The following is a 17,234-nucleotide window of genomic DNA, read 5'->3' on the forward strand; positions in this document are numbered from 1 at the left end:
CTTTTGCCAGCGCTCCTGAATCCGGCCCGTTTTGCCCCCGCGAAGTTCCTTCGTCGCGCCCGATGGCATCGTCGGGCGGCGCGGAGTAAATTTGTGACATCCCTAGCAGAGTAGTCCCCATGTCCCAAGCGTCCCCTCAGCTGACCGAGGAGCAGATCCGTCAGGCCCTGCAAGGCATCAGCATTCCGCCGCAGCCGCAGATCATGGTGGATCTGCAACTCGAACAGCTCATGCCCAACCCCGATCTCAAGGTCATCTCCCGCCTGATCGGCCAGGACCCGGGACTCTCGGGCGCCCTGCTCAAGCTGGTGAATTCGCCGTATTTCGGCCTCAGCAATCGCATCACCTCGATCCAGCGGGCGGTCAACCTGCTGGGCAGCCAGTCGGTCATCAACCTGATCAACGCCCAGTCGATCAAGGGCGAACTCACCGACGAGACCATCGTCATCCTCAACCGCTTCTGGGACACCGCTCAGGACGTGGCCGAGACCTGCTTGAGTCTGGCCAAGAAGACCGGCTACCCGACCCCGGACGAGGCCTATGCCCTGGGTCTGTTCCACAACTGCGGCATCCCGCTGATGCTCAAGCGCTTCCCCAACTACATGGCGGTGCTGGAAGAGGCCTATGCCAGCGTCAACGAGCAGGTGCGGGTGGTGGACGTGGAGAATCGCATCTTCAACACCAATCACGCCGTGGTGGGCTATTTCATCTCCCGCTCCTGGCGCCTGCCGGAACACGTCGGCCAGGCCATCGCCAATCACCACAACGCCCAGTCGGTCTTCGACGAGGATTCGTCCACCGACATCCAGATCAAGAATCTGCTGGCGCTGCTGAAGATGGCCGAGCACATCTGCCGCTGCTATCGCGCCCTGGGTGGCCAGGACGAGGACCACGAATGGCAGGCCATCGCGCCGCGGGTGCTGGATCACGTCGGCCTGTCCGAATACGACTTCGAGTCGCTCAAGGAAACCATCCTTGAGATGGGCAGCGGTCGGATCAATTACTAGATTTGGTTAAAAGGGCCTGCGCTCGGCCAGGCGGCGTTGAAAACCAGCTCGGAATGCTCATTTACCCTTTGTAAACTCCGCTTCCTCGCTGTTTTTCGCCTTGCCTGACCTTCGCTCGGCGCCTTTTAAGCCAAATCTCTGGAATAAGTCTCCTGGATCCTCATGCCCGAATTACCTGAAGTCGAAACCACTCGCCGGGGCATCGAGCCCCATGTCGTCGGTCAGCGTGTGCGCCGGGTCATCGTCCGCGATGGCCGGCTGCGCTGGCCGGTACCCGAGGATCTGGACGTGCGCCTCTCCGGGCAGCGCATCGAGGCCGTCGAGCGACGGGCCAAGTACCTGCTGATCCGCGCCGAGAGCGGTACCCTGATCGGTCACCTGGGCATGTCCGGCAGTCTGCGCCTGGTGCCCGCCGACCAGCCGCCGGCCAAGCACGAGCACGTCGACATCGAGCTGGAATCCGGGCTGTCGTTGCGCTACACCGATCCACGGCGCTTCGGTGCGCTGCTCTGGACCCAGGATCCCCATGCCCATGTGCTGCTGAGCAAGCTGGGGCCCGAACCGCTGACCGAGGCCTTCGACGGTGGTCGGCTGTTCGAGCTGTCGCGCGGGCGCAGCATGGCGGTCAAGCCCTTCATCATGGACAACGCCGTGGTGGTGGGGGTGGGCAACATCTACGCCGCCGAGGCACTGTTCGCCGCGGGTATCGATCCCCGCCGGGCCGCTGGCAGCGTTTCCCGGGCGCGCTACGAGCGCCTGGCCGTCGAGATCAAGAAGGTCCTGGCGCGCTCCATCGAAAGCGGCGGTACCACCCTGCGCGACTTCATCGGCGGGGACGGGGCGCCGGGCTATTTCAAGCAGGAGCTGTTCGTCTACGGGCGCAAGGGCGAATTCTGCAAGGTCTGCGGCACGGGGCTGCAGGAGATCCGCCTTGGCCAGCGTGCCAGCGTCTACTGCCGCAAGTGCCAGCGATGAAAGCCCTGGCCGGGGTGGTCCTGCTGACGCTGCTCGGCGGGGAGGCGGCCTGGGCGGATGCCGACAACGGCCGCAATCTCTTCCTGCGCCGCTGCCACAACTGCCATTCGGTGGGACCGGGCGCCCAGTCCGGTTTCGGCCCCCAGCTCAATGACCTCTTCGGGCGCCAGACCGGGAGCCTAGCCGGCTATAACTATTCCGACGCCATGCGCCAGGCCGGTTTCGCCTGGGATCGCGAGGCCCTGGCGGCCTTTCTACGCGATCCCGAGCGGAAGGTGCCGGGCACCAAGATGAGATTCTGGGGCATTGGCGACGCCGAGGATCTGCGCGACATCGCCGACTACCTGGAGACCCAGCCCGGCACTCCCTGAATGCCGGGCTAGTGGTCGCCGCCACCGGCCCCCGGCTTGGCCGCGAAGGGCGGCTTGGCCAGCCAGATGATCAGGAACAGGCCCATGAAGATCCAGCCGAGCAGGGTGAAGTAGTCCACCGTGGAGAGCATGTAGGCCTGGCTCTCCACCACCTTGTCCAGCTGGGCATAGGCCTGCTGCGACGGCCCGCCGAGGGCGTCCAGGTAATGCTGGGTCGCCGGGCTGTAGACGGTGACGTCCTCGGTCAGCTGGGCATGGTGATGGATGGCGCGGCGCTGCCACAGCCAGGTGGTCAAGGACGAGGCGAAGCTGCCCCCCAGCACCCGCAGGAAGGTCGCCAGACCGCCGCCGTCCGCCAGCTCCGACGGCTTGAGGCTGGACAGCAGGATGCTGGTGGTGGGCATGAAGAACAGCGCCACGCCCAGGCCCATGAAGGTCTGCACCTCGGCGATGTGGCGATAGTCCACCTCGTTGTTGAAGGTGGCGCGCATGAAGCAGGACGCCCCTATCACCAGGAAGGAGCCACCGGCCAGCAGGCGCAGGTCGGTCTTGTGCGCGAACTTGCCCACCAGCGGTGAGAGGATCACCGGCAGGATGCCGATGGGCGCCGCGGCCAGACCCGCCCATACCGGGGTGTAGCCGAGCTGGGTCTGCAGCCACTGGGGCAGCAGCAGGTTGATGCCGAAGAAGCCCGAATAGCCCAGTACCAGCGCCAGGGTGCCGAAGCTGAAGTTGCGATAGCGGAACAGCCGCAGGTTGACGATGGGATGCTTGTCGGTCAGCTCCCAGATCACCAGGGCGGTCAGGGCCACGGCGGAAAAGGCCGCGCCCAGGCAGATCAGGTTGGATTCGAACCAGTCCAGGTCGTTGCCCTTGTCCAGCACCACCTGCAACACGCCTACGCCCAGCACCAGGAGGATCAGCCCGACATAGTCGATGGGCTGGTGCACCAGCTTTTCCGGCTTCTTGCCCAGCTGGCTCCAGACCACCAGGGTGGCGAAGATGCCGATGGGGATGTTGATGAAGAAGATCCACGGCCAGCTGTAGTTGTCGGTGATCCAGCCGCCGGCGATGGGGCCGATGATGGGCGCCACCACAGTCACCATGGCCAATAGCGCCAGGGCCATGCCGCGTTTGGCCGCCGGAAAGATCGCCAGCAGCAGGGTCTGGGCCATGGGATAGAGCGGGCCGGCGACGAAGCCCTGCATGGCGCGGAAGATCACCAGTTCCGGCATGGAGGTGGCGATGCCGCAGAGGAACGAGGTGATGACGAAGAGCACCACGGCGGCCATGAACAGCTTGACCTCGCCGAAGCGCCGCGCCATCCAGCCGGTCAGTGGCAGGGCGATGGCGTTGCTCACGGCAAAGGCGGTGATGACCCAGGTGCCCTGTTCCGAACTCACCCCGAGGTTGCCGGAAATGGTGGTCAGGGCGACGTTGGCGATGGTGGTGTCGAGCACCTGCATGAAGGTGGCCAGGGACAGGCCCACCGTGGCGAGCACCAGGCTCGCCGGGCGAAAGGCGTTATCGCTCATGACGGATTACCAGAAGGGGTGGACGGGGAGGCTCGCCAGGGAGCCTCCTTGGCTGTCAGCGCTTGGCGACGCCCGCGGCGCGCGCCGCCGGACCGTTGTTGTGGACGATCTGCTGGATCAGCTGATCGGCATCGGCCAGCTGATGGTCGTAGACGTCGGTGCTGTAGCGCGGCTGCTGCGGCGTGGTGGTGGGCAGGCGGGCGCCGTCCTGGTCGTGCAGGTCGACGTCGACCACGGTCGACAGGCCGATGCGCAGCGGATGCTTGTCCAGATTGTCGCCTTCCAGGCGGATCCGCACGGGCAGGCGCTGGACGATCTTGATCCAGTTGCCGGTGGCGTTCTGCGCCGGCAGCAGCGAGAAGGCGCTGCCGGTGCCCACGCCCAGGCTTTCCACCACGCCGCGATAGCGCACGTCGTCGCCATAGAGGTCGGAATGGATTTCCACCGGCTGGCCGATACGCATCTCGGCGAGCTGGGTTTCCTTGAAGTTGGCATCGATCCAGATCTGGTCCAGGGGCACCACGGCCATCAGCGCCGCACCGGGCTGCACGCGGCTGCCGACCTGCACCGAGCGCTTGGCGACATAGCCGCTGACCGGCGCCACCAGGGTGCTGCGGGCATGGTTCAGATAGGCCTGGCGCAGCTGGGCGGCGGCGGCCTTGACGTCCGGGTGCGAGGCGATCTCGGTGTCGTCTACCAGCGCCTGGTTGGTGTCCAGTTGCTGCTGGGCGGAAGTCATGGAGCTCTGCGCCGCCACCAGGGTGTCCCGGGCATGGGCCAGTTCTTCCTTGGAGATGGCGCCACCCTTGGCCAGTTGCTGGCGGCGGGCGTAGTCGGCACGGGCGCGCTCGACCTCGACGCGCCGCGCGGCCACCTGGGCCTTGTAGCTGTCGACGTTGCTGAACAGGCCGCGCACCTGGCGCACGGTCTTGGCCAGGTTGGCCTCGGCGCTCTGCTGGGACACGGCGGTGTCGCTGGGATCGAATTCCACCAGCGGCTGGCCCTGGCGAACGAAGTCGCCATCGTCCACGGCGATGCGGGTCACGGTGCCGATGACCTGGGGCGTGATCTGCACCAGGTTGCCGTTGACGTAGGCGTCGTCGGTGCTGGCATGGAAGCGGCCATAGAACAGGTGGTAGCAGTAGACGCCCACGCCAGCCAGGATCACCACCAGCAGCAGGAGCAGCAGGAGGACTTTGCGTTTGCCGGAGCGCTGCGGTTTCTGCTCCTGGGCATTGTCATTGGGGGTTGCGGCGGAATCGGCCATGGTCGGGCTCTCGGTATCAGTGTGTGGCCGCGGCGGCGGGTGCCGGCGGCAGATTGGACGGTTGGAAGCCGCCACCCAGGGCCTGCATCAGCAGCACGCCGCTGTCGATGCGATCGGCCCGGAGGCTGGCCAGCTGGCGCTCCGCCTGCAGCAGTTGCTGCTCGACGGTCAGGGCGTCGAGGTAGTTGCCGATGCCGGCGCCATAGCGCTGGGTGGCGATGTCGAAGGAGCTCTTGGCGATGTCGCGGGCCCGTTGCTGCTCGACGATCTGCTGGTCCAGCGAGCGCTGGCGGGTGATGGCGTCGGCGATGTCGCCCAGCGCCTGCACCAGGGTCTGGTTGTACTGGGCCACGGCCAGGTCGTAGTCGGCGTCCCGGCTGGCGAGATCGGAGCGGCGGCGGCCACCGTCGAAGATCGGCAGCGACAGCGCCGGGCCGACGTTGAAGAAGCGGGCCGGCCCGCCGAACAGGGCATCGCCGAGGATGGCCTTGCTGCCGGCGGCCACCGTCAGGTTGAGATTGGGATAGAAGTTGGTCTTGCTGGCGGTGATGTCCTTGCTCGCGGCCTCCACGCGCCAGCGGGCGGCGATCAGGTCCGGGCGGCGACCGGCCAGTTCGGCGGGCAGTTGGGCCGGCAGATTCACCGCGGCGGGAGCGATCAGCTTCGGCCGCGGGAGCTGGGCACCGCGGTCGGGCCCCTTGCCCAGCAGCACGGCGAGACGGATCTGCGCCGTGCGCACCTGCTGTTCGGCGGCGGTATGGGCCGAGGCGGAGCTGGCTTCCAGACTCTGGGTCTGCTGCAGCTGGTAGTCACTGTCGAGGCCGGCGTCGACCCGGCGCTGGGCCAGGTCGAGCATGCCGCGGGTGCGTTCCAGGTCCTGCTGGGCCACGTCCAGGCTGGCATAGGCCAGGCCGAGCTGGTTGTAGGCGCGGCTGACGTTGGCCGCCAGGGTCAGGCGCGCGGCCTGGCGATCCACCTCGCCGGCGCGGGCACGACCGAGGGCGGCTTCCCAGGCGGCGCGCTGGCCGCCCCAGAGATCGAAGCTGTAGCTGCCGCTCACATCGAACTGGCGCAGGGTGCTGTAGCGGTCGCCCTGGCCGAGGGGGTCGTCCGGCCGTGCCAGGCGCGAGCGGGTCACGCCGCCGCTGGCGTCGATCTGCGGATAGCGATCGGCGTCGGCGGCGAGCACCGCGGCATCGGCCTGGCGACTGCGCGCATCGGCTTCCTGCAGCGAGGGGCTGTCGCGCAGGGCCTCGCGAATCAGGCTGTCGAGTTGCGGATCGCCCAGCCGGGTCCACCAGTCGGCGCTCGGCCACTGGGCGGGGGAGAGGCGATCGCTGGCAAAGGTGGCTTCGCCCTTGAGCGTCGCCGGATCCACGGCGCGCCCCTGGGTGTGCAGCCCTTCGGACGACACGCAGCCGGCCAGCAGCAGGGCGGCGCAGAGGGCGGTCAATGGCAGGCGAAAGGTCATGGGTCAGAGGTCTCCAGAGGTCTCCGGCAGCAGGCCGGAGGGGCTGAGCAGGCGGCGCAGCAGGCGTTCGAGGTCGTCCAGTTCCTGGCGGTCCAGGCAGTGGGTCAGGTCATTGAGCGCGTCGACGGCGATCTGCATGAGTTCACTGCTCAGGGCCTGACCCTGTTCGGTCAGTTCCAGGCGTACCTGGCGGCGGTCGCTGAGGCTGCGCACGCGGCGCAACAGGCCCTTGGCCTCCAGGCGATCGAGCATGCGGGTCATGGCGCCGCTGTCGAGGGACAGGCAGCGACTGAGCTCGGCCGGGGTATCGGTCTGGTCGCGGGCGAGCAGCAGCAGCACCTTGAACTGGGCAGCGGTGATGTCGTAGGGCGCCAGGTGACTGTCCAGCACGCGATCCTTGTACTGGTTCGCCAGGTGGATCAGGTGGCCTACGGAATTGCGCAGCGGAAAGTTGCTACGGTCGAAATGTGACATTGCAGTATCTGCCCAGGCAATCAAGCGTATCCAGAATACTGCCTAGGCAGCGAAATATTCAGACACCTTTGCGCAGGGCAGAGTTGCGCATTTTGAAACAATTGGAAAAGTCTGTTGGCGAACCCTTGTCCTGCGGCTGCCTGGACACCGATCATGGCGGCCACTTCACGCTGAACCGAGCCATGACGCCTCTCTTCGATCTAGACCGCCTGCGCCAGGCCCTGGTGCCCTTGCGGCGCGACCTGCCGCCGGATTTCGACCACCAGAGCTATCGGGCCCATTACCGCCTGGCGGACAGCCGCGCGCGGCCGGAGGTGACCGTGGCCCTGGGCGCGCTGGCCGCCGGCGGCTACCAGCTCGCCGTGCAGGGCTGGTGGCCGCGCGAGCCGCGGGGCAGCCTGCTGCTGCTGCACGGCTACTACGACCATATGGGCCTCTATGGCCACGTCGTGGACTGGGCCCTGTCACGGCAGTGGGCGGTGCTGGCCTGCGACCTGCCCGGGCATGGCCTGTCGAGTGGGGCCCGCGCCAGCATCAACGACTTCGGCGAATACCAGACCGCTCTGACGGCCCTGATCGCCGAGGCCCGGCGCCTGGACCTGCCGCGGCCCTGGCACCTGCTCGGCCAGAGCACCGGCGGCGCCATCCTGCTGGACTATCTGCTGCGCGGTGAGCCCGCCCCCGAACTGGGCGAGACGATCCTGCTGGCGCCCCTGGTCAGACCCCACGCCTGGCGTCAGGGGCTGTGGACCTATCGCCTGGTGAAGCCCTTCGTGCGCGCCTTGCCGCGACGCTTCTCGGTGAATTCCGGGGATCCGGCCTTTCTCGACTTCCTGCAGCAGGATGGTCTGCAGCCACGCGAGTTGCCGGCGCAGTGGGTCGGCGCCCTGGCACGCTGGATCCCGCAACTGGAGCGGGCGCCGGCCAGTACCCGCAGCCTGCTGGTGATCCAGGGTGAGCAGGATTTCACCGTCGACTGGAGGCACAACCTGGGGGTGCTGGAAGCCAAGTTCGCTCGACCCGAGGTGCTGCGCCTGCCGGAGGCGCGGCACCATCTGGTCAACGAGACCGAAGCCCTGCGCCAGCGCTATTTCCGCTGGCTGGACGAGCGTCTCGCCTGAGTCGCCTTACTGGCCGCCGCCACCCAGGCCGGCGCGCAGGGCCGCCACGGCGGCGCGGTAGTAGGCGCTGCCATTGGGCGAACTGGCGAAGTCGGCGAACTGGCCGAGTTCGCTGTCGTTCAGGGGGCGATAGACATAGAGCAGGGTGTTTTCCAGGTCACCGGCATTCATCTGCTGGATGAAGCGCTGGCGCTGCTGCTCGATCATGCCGCCGGATTGCTGCTGGCCCAGCAGGCCCGGCAGCATCGAACTCAGGCTGTCGGCGGCGAGACCCGCCAGGGCCACGCTGACCTCGGCCCCGGCTTCGCGCACGGGCAGGGCAGTGGCCAGGCGCTTGGCCTGGGCACGCCGGGCCGGGCTGGCCTGCATCTGGGGTACGCCATTGGCGTTCTTGGCCAGTTGATCGCTGCGCGTGGCGGCGATTTCCGCGGCGACCACCTTGCGGCCCACCGGCGACTGGAAGAACTGCAGGGCGGGGCCGTCGGCCGGCAGGCTCTGGCGCAAGGCGGCCAGGGCGCGCTGATCGATGGCCGCGGCGGTGTAGCGCTTGTTGCTGTTGTCCACCAGGCTCTGGTAGAGCGCCGGCGGCAGGCTGTTCTGGTAGCGCTGTTGGGCAGCCTGCAGGGCGTCGCGGAAGTGTCCGCGCTGCTCGGGCCAACCTGCGGCCTGATAGAGACTGACCGTATCGTCGGCCAGGGCGGGCAGGCTGATGGCGAAAAGCAGGGAAGCGAACAAAACGCGCATGGACACCTCGGGCAGCGGCGCAGAGCCGGAAAGTCCGCCATTGTCGGCAACCCCAGGCTGGCTGTCGAGGCGCTCATCCCGGGCATTCGTCGCCTGGTCAAGGCAGGCGCGCAGCCGTGGCCGACTTCTCTTACACTCGGCATCCCGCCGGCCTGGCCCGGTTCTGACGGTTTCCGCGATGGCGCTGCACCCCGAGCATCCCCTGCTGCAACGTATCGTCGACGATCTCGCCGAGCACGGCTGGTCGCGGCAGAGCATCTTCCTGCCCCTGGACCTCACCACCGAGCTGGCCGCCGAGTGCCGGTTGCGCCACGCCCGCGGTGAGCTGGAGCGCGCCGGCATCGGTCGCGGCGAAAGCCCGCTGATCCGCGAAGGGGTGCGAGGCGACCATATCGCCTGGCTGGAGCCGGACGATGCCCATCCCGGCGTGCAGCGTTATCTGCACCTCATGGACACCCTGCGCGAGGCCTTCAACCGCTCCCTGTTCCTGGGGCTGGAAGACTACGAGAGCCACTTCGCCCTCTATCCGCCCGGCGCCTTCTATGCGCGGCACCTGGATCGCTTCCGCGACGATGACCGGCGCATGGTCTCCCTGGTGCTCTATCTCAACGACGCCTGGTTGCCGGAGCAGGGCGGCGAGCTGCGGCTGTATCTCGACGAGCAGCGCCAGCAGGATGTCCTGCCCCTGGGCGGCAGCCTGGTGTGCTTTCTCTCCGGTCAGTTGCCCCACGAGGTGCTGCCGGCCACCCGCGAGCGGCTGTCGCTGACCGGCTGGTTCCGCCGGCGTGGCGACAATCCGCTGCAGGCCTAGGGCGTAGACTGGCGGCGGACCGGGAGGCTGCATGGAAAAGATACTGGTGAGTCGCTGCCTGCTGGGGCATCGGGTGCGCTATGACGGCGGTGCCCACGGCCCCTTCGATCTGCTGGCGGTCTGGCAGGCGCAGGGCCGCGTCGTGCCGCTCTGTCCGGAAGTGGCCGGTGGCCTGCCCACGCCCCGTCCGCCGGCGGAAATTCCCGGCGGCCAGGGTGGCGCGGTGCTGGACGGCTGGCTGCCGGTGTTGACCGATGGCGGAGAGGACGTGACTCTGGCCTTCATCGCCGGGGCCGACGCCGCGCTCGAACTGATCGCGCGCCATGGCATCCGCCTGGCGGTGCTCAAGGCGCGCAGTCCGTCTTGCGGCAATGTGGAAAACTACGACGGCAGCTTCAGCGGCACCCGGGTGGCTGGCGAGGGCGTCACGGCGGCGGCGCTTAAGCGCGCGGGCGTCGCCGTGTTCAACGAGACCGAACTGCAAGAGGCGCAGCGCCTGCTCGCGGCGCTGGAAGGCAACGCCTAGAGGGTCTCCGGCTGGCGACCCAGCAGGCTCTGGAAATGCGCCTTCTGCACGAAGCAGCCCTTGGGAAAGCGCCAGCCGACCAGTTCGCCCGGCTGCTTTTCGAGGTTCTGGGCAAAGACGGTGGCGCCCATGGCACGCGCCAGGACGGCATATTCGCGCAGCGGGACCTTAACGACAGGAACATCCGGGCTGATCATGGGCGCTCTGCTGGGTGGGTCGCCCACGATCGAAACGACGATCGCGGCGAGCCCACAGGTGACTTGCCAGGCTTATCGGCACCCCTGCGCGGAACTTCAGCCCGCCGATTAAAAAGCTCGCTCTAGTCGGCGGCTCTGGGCGTCTCCGGCAGGAACCAGTTCATCAGCAGCGCGCACAGGCCGCCGGTGGCGACGCCGGATTCCAGTACCGCTTTCAGGCCGGCCGGCATATGGGCAAGAAATTCCGGTACCTGGGAAATGCCCAGGCCCAGCGCCAGGGACACGGCGATGATCAGCAGCGCGCGTCGGTCCAGCTCGACACTGGCGAGGATGTTGATCCCCGAGGCGGCGACCGCGCCGAACATCACCATGGCCGCGCCGCCGAGCACCGGCTCGGGCACTGCCTGGATCACCCCGGCCACCGCCGGGAACAGCCCCAGCAGGACCAGGATGGCGGCGATCCACAGACCGACATGGCGACTGGCGATGCCGGTCAGCTGGATCACCCCGTTGTTCTGGGCGAACACCGAACTGGGAAAGGTGTTGAACAGCCCGGCCAGCAGCGAGTTGGCGCCGTTGACCAGCACCCCGCCCTTGATCCGCTGCATCCACAGCGGACCTTCCACCGGTTCGCGGGAGACCTTGCTGGTGGCGGTGATGTCGCCGATGGCCTCCAGCGAGGTCACCAGGTAGATCACCAGCAGGGGCACGAACAGCGACCAGGAAAAGCCCAGGCCGAAGTGCAGCGGCAGGGGGATCTGCACCCAGGCGGCCTCGTGCATGCCGCTGAAATTCAGCCTGCCCAGCCAGGCCGCGAGGGCGTAGCCCAGCAGCAGGGCGACGACGATGGCGCTGCTGCGCAGACCGCGCAACGGAAGGCGATTGAGCACCACGATGGTGGCCAGTACGGTGCCCGACAGCAGCAGGTTCTCGCCATTGGCGAAGGTGCCGTTGCCCAGCGCCGCGAAGCCGCCGCCCATGCTGATCAGGCCGACCTTGATCAGCGTCAGGCCAATCATGAGGACCACGATGCCAGTCACCAGCGGGGTGATGAGGCGCTTGACGAAAGGCAGCACCCGCGACACCCCCATCTCGACGAAGGAACCGGCCATGACCACGCCGAAGATGGCCGCCATCACGGCTTCCACCGGGGTGCCATTCTTGACCATCAGGGCGCCACCGGCGATCAGCGGGCCGACGAAGTTGAAGCTGGTGCCCTGGACGATCAGCAAGCCGGCGCCGAAGGGCCCGAAGCGGCGACACTGGACGAAGGTGGCGATGCCGGAGATCACCAGCGACATGGACACGATCAGGTTGGTGTCGCGCGGCGAGACGCCCAGGGCCTGGCAGATCAGCAGACCGGGGGTGACGATGGGCACGATGATCGCCAGCAGGTGCTGGATGGCCGCGAGCAGGGCGATCAGCGGGCGCGGTCGGTCGTGGGGACCATAGAGCAGTTCGGAGCGGGAAGGCTGGGACATGGGCGGAGTCGTCGCGGAAAAAGCGCCGATCTTACCGGATGCCCGCCCCGTGGCGCAGGGTCTTCGGCCGGGACGCAGCCGCCGGCCCGGGGGGCGGCTGTGTTTGAGGGGTTACAGGATGAAGCGGGCCACGTCGCGATTGAGATCGGCGGCGTGATGCTGCAGGGAGCGCGACTGGCGTTCCGAATCCTCGGCGCCGCTGGCCAGGGTGTCGCCGAGGCCCTTGATGGTGATGACGTTGCGGGTGATCTCCTCGGTGACCGAGGTCTGCTCCTCGGCAGCCGTGGCGATCTGCAGGGACATCTCGGAGATGACGCCGGCACTCTGGGCGATCTCTTCCAGGGCGCTGGAGGCGCGTTCCACGTCGGCGACGCTGCGCTCGGCGATGGCCATGCTGCTGTCCATGCGCTGCACCGCCTGGCGGGTCATCTGCTGCAGGGTGCCGATGGTCTCGTTGATCTCCCGGGTCGAGGCCTGGGTTCGCTGCGACAGCGTCCGCACCTCGTCGGCGACCACCGCAAAGCCCCGGCCGTGCTCACCGGCGCGGGCTGCTTCGATGGCCGCGTTGAGCGCCAGCAGGTTGGTCTGCTCGGCGATGCTCTGGATGCTGTCCAGCACCTTGGCGATGGCCTGGGAGTGATGGTCCAGTTCGCCAATGACCCGGGTGGCGTCGTCCACTTCCCGCGCCAGGCTGTTGATGGATTCCTTGCTGGTCTGCACCAGGGTCAGGCCCTGGGCGGTGCTGTCGGAGGACTGGCGGATGGCCTCGGCGGTCTGCTCGGCATTGCGGGCGATCTCCTGGGTGGCGGACGCCATTTCCGTAACGGCCGTGGCCACCAGGGTGATCTCCTGCTGCAGGCGACCCAGCTCCTGGGTGGCCGCGGCGCTGCGTTGCAGGACCTTCTGCGATTCGGCGTCGACGCTCTGGGCATGCTGGCGCACGCCACCGATCAGGCCGTGCAGGCTGGCCACGAACTGGTTGAAGTGGCCGGCCAGACCGCCGACCTCATCGGTGCTCTGCACGGCGATGCGGCGGGTCAGATCGCCCTGGCCCTCGGCGATCACCTGCAGGCCGCTCGAGACCACGCCCAGGGGCCGGAGCAGATAGCTGCACAGCAGGTTGATGAGCAGCAGCGAGCCACCCAGCACCACGGCCAGGATGGCGAGGCTGAGCCACAGCTGGCGTTGCAGCGGCGCCATGAGCACGCCGCTGTCGACGATCATCACCAGAGTCTCGCCATTGTGATTCATGGGCGCGGCATAGAGGCGCTGGCCGGCGACGGTGTCGACATGGCGCTCGCCGGGCGCCTGGGCCAGGCGCTGGAGGGTGTCCGCGTCGAGCTGGGGAAAGAGCTCGGTGATCGGCTTGGCCAGCAGGGCGGCGTCCTCGTGGCCCAGGACGATGTTCTGGCCGTTGACCAGCACGGCGCTGCCGGCGCCCGGCAGTTGCACGCGCTTGAGCTGATCGAGGATGTCGCTGATGCTGACGTCCACGCCAAGGATCGCCGTGGTCTTGCCCGCCGACTGCAGGGCCCAGCCCAGCGACAGCACATTCTGCTTGGTTGCCGCCGCCACGGTGGGAATGGAAAAGAACACCTTGCCGGGATTCTGCTGCGCCTGCTGGTACCACAGCCACTTGCGCGGATCGTTGTTGTCCGGCGGCAGCTGGACGCCATTGGCATTGACCTGGCTGCCATCAGGCCGGGCATAGAAGACGTTGTCGAAGCCGCCGGAGTTCTTGACCTGATTGAGCCCGGCCGGGAGGTTCGCCTCCTGGGTGTCGGCGGCCAGGGCGCCCAGCGCCGCGGCCTTGCCGTCCAGCCACTGGCGCACCCCGCCGTTGAAGACGAAGCTGACCGTCTGCAGCTGCTCGACCGTGGAGGCTTCCAGCGCCGTGCGGGTATTGAAGAAGTTGATGGCGGTCAGACCCACCCCCACGACCAGGACGGCCGCGGTGGCAGACAGCGAGAGTTTCTGTTTCAACGACAAGGCAGGCACGGCGGGGTGACTCCGATAATTAATTAATTGTCGGACTTTATCGGTGCCTGCCGGAGATAACTTGAGCGGCCAGTCAGGTTTTTCCTGTCGGGCCGGATCATGGGCGATCAGGCAGGCCCCGGGTCTCCCGCTCAGCCGTGGGCTGGGAAACCCTGGGCCTGGCCTGTGCCTAGGCGGCCACCGTCTGGGCGCCGGTCATCAGCGCCACGGCGTCGGCCATGGAGTGCTGGCGCGGATCGATCACCGTCAGCCGGCGACCCAGGCGATGGATGTGGATGCGATCGGCGATCTCGAACACATGGGGCATGTTGTGGGAGATCAGCACGATGGCGATGCCGCGGGCGCGCACATCGAGGATCAGCTCCAGCACCTTGCGCGATTCCTTCACCCCCAGCGCCGCGGTGGGTTCGTCGAGGATGATCACCTTGGAACCGAAGGCCGCCGCCCGGGCCACGGCCACGCCCTGGCGCTGGCCACCGGACAGGGTTTCTACCGCCTGGTTGATGTTCTGGATGGTCATCAAGCCCAGTTCGGAGAGCTTTTCCCGGGCGATGCGCTCCATTTCCTTGCGGTCCAGGGTGCGGCAGAGGGTGCCCAGCAGCCCCGGCTTGCGCAATTCGCGACCGAGGAAGAGGTTGTCGGCGATGGACAGCGCTGGCGACAGCGCCAGATTCTGATAGACCGTCTCGATGCCCGCCCGCCGCGCCGCGATGGGCGAGGCGAACTGCACGGGCTGGCCCTCGAAGCGGATCTCGCCCTCATCGGGCCGCAGGGCACCGGAGATGGCCTTGATCAGCGAGGACTTGCCGGCGCCGTTGTCGCCGATCACGGCGAGGATCTCGCCGGGCAGCAGGTCGAAGTCGGCATGGTCGAGGGCGGTGACGCGGCCGTAGCGCTTCACCAGGCCACGGGCCATGAGCAGGGGTTCGGTAGTCATCAGCTGGCCGCCTTTCTGATCCATTGGTCGATAGCCACGGCCGCGATGATGAGCGTGCCGATCAGCAGATAGGTCCATTGCACATCGGTGCCCAGCAGCCGCAGGCCGAGGGCGAAGACGCCGACGATCAGGGCGCCGAACAGCATGCCGAGGATGGAGCCGCGGCCGCCGAACAGCGAGATGCCGCCGATCACCACGGCGGTGATGGACTCGATGTTGGCGAATTGGCCGGCGGTGGGCGAGACCGAGCCGATGCGGCCGATCAGCACCCAGCCGGCGAAGGCGCAGATGAGCCCCGACAGCCCGTACACGGTGATCAGCATGCGGCGGACGTTGACCCCGGCCAGCGCCGCGGCCTCGGGATCGTCGCCCACGGCATAGAGGTGGCGCCCCCAGGCGGTGTGGTTGAGCACGTACCAGAGCAGGGCGACCAGCACCACCAGGGCGATCACGCCATAGGTGAAGACCGCGCCGCCCAGGCGGAAATTGTCGCCGAACACCTGCAGCAGCGGCGCGGTCGCGCCGATTTCCTGGGCGCGGATGGTCTCGTTGCGCGAATAGAGGAAGTTGGCCGCGAGCACGATCTGCCACATGCCCAGGGTGACGATGAAGGGCGGCAGCTTGATGCGGGCGATCAGCCAGCCGTTGGCCATGCCGCACAGGGTGCCCACCGCCAGGCCGCAGAGGATCGACAGCTCCACCGGCAGGCCGTAGCGGAAGGTGAACTGGCCCATGACCACCGAGGACAGCACCATGATGGCGCCTACCGAGAGATCGATGCCGGCGGTGACCACCACCAGGGTCTGGGCGGCGCCGACGATGCCGGTGATGGCGACCTGCTGCAGGATCAGGGTGAGGGCGAAGGCGGAAAAGAACTTGCCGCCCAGCAGGGCACCGAAGATGGACAGCGACAGCAGCAGCACCAGCAGCGAGACCGCCGAGGGGCGCGAATGCAGGAAGTGACGGAATTTGACCAGCGAGCTGCGCTCGTCACGGGCGAAGGAGGCGACCTCCGTCGCACTGTGCTTGAGCACCTGTTCGAAGGGCTGGCCGGACGGGGAGGGCGAGGTCGGATCGCTCATGGCAATCTCCTGAGAGCGGGAAAGCGGCTAAGAGTCGATCGCCCGCGCCGTCGCGGCGGGCGCTCAGGCGGGGCGATCGATCTGCTCTAGCCTGGACGAGAGGCCATCAGCCCCAGCATTTCTGTAGGGCGGTCTTGCTGTCGATGGATTGGATGCCGGGGACCGGCTTGTCCGTCACCAGCTTCACGCCGGTGTCGACGAAGCTCTTGCCTTCGGTGGGCGTCGGCTTCTTGCCAGTGTCGGCAAAGGTCTTGATCGCCTCGATGCCCAGCGCCGCCATCTGCAGCGGATACTGCTGGGAGGTGGCGCCGATGACGCCGTCGGCGACGTTGTGCACGCCCGGGCAACCGCCGTCGATGGAGACGATCAGCACGTCCTTCTCGCGACCCACGGCCTTGAGCGCCTCGTAGGCACCGGCGGCGGCCGGTTCGTTGATGGTGTGCACCACGTTGATGGTCGGGTCCTTCTGCAGCAGATTTTCCATCGCTGCGCGGCCGCCTTCTTCGTTGCCGTTGGTCACGTCGTGGCCGACGATACGCGGATCGCTCTCGTCGCCGATACGGCTCTGGTCCTTGGGATCGATGCCGAAGCCAAGCATGAAGCCCTGGTCGCGCAGGACGTCCACCGAGGGCTGGGAGGCGTTCAGGTCGAGAAAGGCCACCCGGGCGTCCTTGGCCTTGTCACCCAGGGTTTCCCGCGCCCACTGGCCGATCAGCTTGCCGGCCAGCAGGTTGTCGGTGGCGAAGGTCATGTCGGCGGCGCTCACCGGATCCAGCGGGGTGTCCAGGGCGATCACCAGCAGACCGGCTTCGCGCGCCTTCTGCAGGTTGGGCACGATGCCCTTGGTGTCCGAGGCGGTGATCAGGATGCCCTTGGCGCCGTCGGCGATGCAGGTCTCGATGGCGGCCACCTGGCTTTCGCTGTCGCCGTCGATCTTGCCGGCGTAGGCCTTGAGCGTCACCCCCAGTTCCTTGGCCTTGGCGGTGGCGCCTTCCTTCATCTTGACGAAGAAGGGATTGGTATCGGTCTTGGTGATGAGGCAGGCGGAAACGGGGGCTGCCTGGGCGGTGCCGCTGGCGAGGGCGGCAGCCAACAGGCAACCGGCGAAGGACGCGAGGGAGACGGTTCTTTTCATTGTTGTGCGCTCGGGTTCGGAGACAGGAACGCGGCCCGCCGCACCCCCGGGGCGGGTGAGCGTGTTACACCCCAGCGCGCGAGGGGAGCGGTGTGTTTATAA

17 protein-coding genes and 1 pseudogene are annotated in these 17,234 nt (G+C 67.4%); 6 read left to right on the top strand and 12 right to left on the bottom strand.

Translation table 11 applies throughout. The features are described 5' to 3' along the window. Positions 1–182 precede the first annotated feature (182 nt). The 3 genes from QMX82_RS16145 (at position 183) to QMX82_RS16155 (ending at position 2,353) form a co-directional block, all read left to right on the top strand. Entirely contained in the window at positions 183–1,007 is an 825-nt protein-coding gene (locus QMX82_RS16145) for an HDOD domain-containing protein (RefSeq protein ID WP_208695039.1), read from the top strand. Positions 1,008–1,169: 162 nt separating this feature from the next. Then, positions 1,170–1,982, top strand: coding sequence for a bifunctional DNA-formamidopyrimidine glycosylase/DNA-(apurinic or apyrimidinic site) lyase (gene mutM, locus QMX82_RS16150; protein WP_093256224.1), 813 nt, complete (start codon positions 1,170–1,172; stop codon positions 1,980–1,982). Next, on the top strand, positions 1,979–2,353 hold the full coding sequence (locus QMX82_RS16155) for a c-type cytochrome (protein ID WP_282285369.1): 375 nt from the start codon (positions 1,979–1,981) through the stop codon (positions 2,351–2,353). The genes mutM and QMX82_RS16155 overlap by 4 nt, the downstream gene beginning before the upstream one ends. 8 nt (positions 2,354–2,361) lie before the next feature. Here QMX82_RS16155 and QMX82_RS16160 read toward each other — a convergent pair whose 3' ends face one another. Genes QMX82_RS16160 through QMX82_RS16175 form a run of 4 tightly spaced genes read right to left on the bottom strand, consistent with a single transcriptional unit; the run spans position 2,362 to position 7,100 of the window. Next, positions 2,362–3,888 carry a DHA2 family efflux MFS transporter permease subunit gene (locus QMX82_RS16160; RefSeq protein ID WP_133862577.1) on the bottom strand — a complete coding sequence of 509 codons (1,527 nt, stop codon included), beginning with the start codon at positions 3,886–3,888 and terminating at the stop codon, positions 2,362–2,364. Between the two features lie 55 nt (positions 3,889–3,943). After that, a complete protein-coding gene (locus QMX82_RS16165; RefSeq protein ID WP_282285373.1) occupies positions 3,944–5,155 on the bottom strand; it encodes an efflux RND transporter periplasmic adaptor subunit in 1,212 nt (403 codons plus the stop codon). Between the two features lie 16 nt (positions 5,156–5,171). Next, complete coding sequence (locus QMX82_RS16170; protein WP_208692506.1) at positions 5,172–6,626, bottom strand: efflux transporter outer membrane subunit; 1,455 nt, start codon at positions 6,624–6,626, stop codon at positions 5,172–5,174. Between the two features lie 3 nt (positions 6,627–6,629). Beyond that, a complete protein-coding gene (locus QMX82_RS16175) occupies positions 6,630–7,100 on the bottom strand; it encodes a MarR family transcriptional regulator (RefSeq protein ID WP_187980189.1) in 471 nt (156 codons plus the stop codon). Positions 7,101–7,282: 182 nt separating this feature from the next. On the opposite strand from QMX82_RS16175, the gene QMX82_RS16180 reads away from it, so the two are divergent. Beyond that, on the top strand, positions 7,283–8,221 hold the full coding sequence (locus tag QMX82_RS16180; protein ID WP_282285382.1) for an alpha/beta hydrolase: 939 nt from the start codon (positions 7,283–7,285) through the stop codon (positions 8,219–8,221). Between the two features lie 6 nt (positions 8,222–8,227). Here the strand turns inward: QMX82_RS16180 and QMX82_RS16185 are convergent, their stop codons facing one another. Beyond that, entirely contained in the window at positions 8,228–8,965 is a 738-nt protein-coding gene (locus QMX82_RS16185) for a DUF2059 domain-containing protein (protein ID WP_133862572.1), read from the bottom strand. 178 nt (positions 8,966–9,143) lie between these two features. Here QMX82_RS16185 and QMX82_RS16190 point away from each other — a divergent pair, with 178 nt between their 5' ends. Together QMX82_RS16190 and QMX82_RS16195 are read left to right on the top strand one after the other, a co-directional pair. Next, positions 9,144–9,776, top strand: a complete 633-nt coding sequence (locus QMX82_RS16190; RefSeq protein WP_282285385.1) for a 2OG-Fe(II) oxygenase — start codon at positions 9,144–9,146, stop codon at positions 9,774–9,776. A 31-nt stretch (positions 9,777–9,807) separates the two neighbouring features. Then, positions 9,808–10,302, top strand: a complete 495-nt coding sequence (locus tag QMX82_RS16195; RefSeq protein ID WP_282285386.1) for a DUF523 domain-containing protein — start codon at positions 9,808–9,810, stop codon at positions 10,300–10,302. On the opposite strand, the gene QMX82_RS16200 is transcribed toward QMX82_RS16195, so the two are convergent. The 7 genes and pseudogenes from QMX82_RS16200 to QMX82_RS16225 all read right to left on the bottom strand — a co-directional run bounded on the left by QMX82_RS16200 (position 10,299) and on the right by QMX82_RS16225 (position 17,132). Further along, the gene (locus tag QMX82_RS16200; RefSeq protein ID WP_007162082.1) at positions 10,299–10,499 is read right to left on the bottom strand and encodes a hypothetical protein; all 201 of its coding nucleotides are present in this window, start codon (positions 10,497–10,499) and stop codon (positions 10,299–10,301) included. The genes QMX82_RS16195 and QMX82_RS16200 overlap by 4 nt on opposite strands. Positions 10,500–10,621: 122 nt before the next feature. Beyond that, positions 10,622–11,980, bottom strand: a complete 1,359-nt coding sequence (locus tag QMX82_RS16205) for a nucleobase:cation symporter-2 family protein (protein WP_282285390.1) — start codon at positions 11,978–11,980, stop codon at positions 10,622–10,624. 111 nt (positions 11,981–12,091) lie between these two features. Next, positions 12,092–12,796: a methyl-accepting chemotaxis protein gene (locus QMX82_RS26065; protein ID WP_411566960.1), complete on the bottom strand. Its 705-nt coding sequence runs from the start codon at positions 12,794–12,796 to the stop codon at positions 12,092–12,094. Between the two features lie 153 nt (positions 12,797–12,949). Then, positions 12,950–13,978, bottom strand: a pseudogene (locus QMX82_RS26070) (HAMP domain-containing protein); the annotation flags it as partial. Between the two features lie 169 nt (positions 13,979–14,147). Further along, positions 14,148–14,915 (bottom strand): ATP-binding cassette domain-containing protein, encoded by a 768-nt coding sequence (locus QMX82_RS16215; RefSeq protein ID WP_042137188.1) that lies wholly within the window; start codon positions 14,913–14,915, stop codon positions 14,148–14,150. Then, positions 14,915–15,997 carry an ABC transporter permease gene (locus QMX82_RS16220; protein WP_282285398.1) on the bottom strand — a complete coding sequence of 361 codons (1,083 nt, stop codon included), beginning with the start codon at positions 15,995–15,997 and terminating at the stop codon, positions 14,915–14,917. Before QMX82_RS16220 ends, QMX82_RS16215 begins: the two co-directional genes overlap by 1 nt. 106 nt (positions 15,998–16,103) lie before the next feature. After that, positions 16,104–17,132, bottom strand: a complete 1,029-nt coding sequence (locus QMX82_RS16225) for a sugar ABC transporter substrate-binding protein (protein WP_208692496.1) — start codon at positions 17,130–17,132, stop codon at positions 16,104–16,106. Between the last annotated feature and the right edge of the window lie 102 nt (positions 17,133–17,234).

Origin of the sequence: Pseudomonas sp. PS02302 (assembly GCF_029959585.1) — a bacterium.
GTDB classification, from domain to species: Bacteria; Pseudomonadota; Gammaproteobacteria; order Pseudomonadales; family Pseudomonadaceae; genus Chryseomonas; species Chryseomonas aestiva.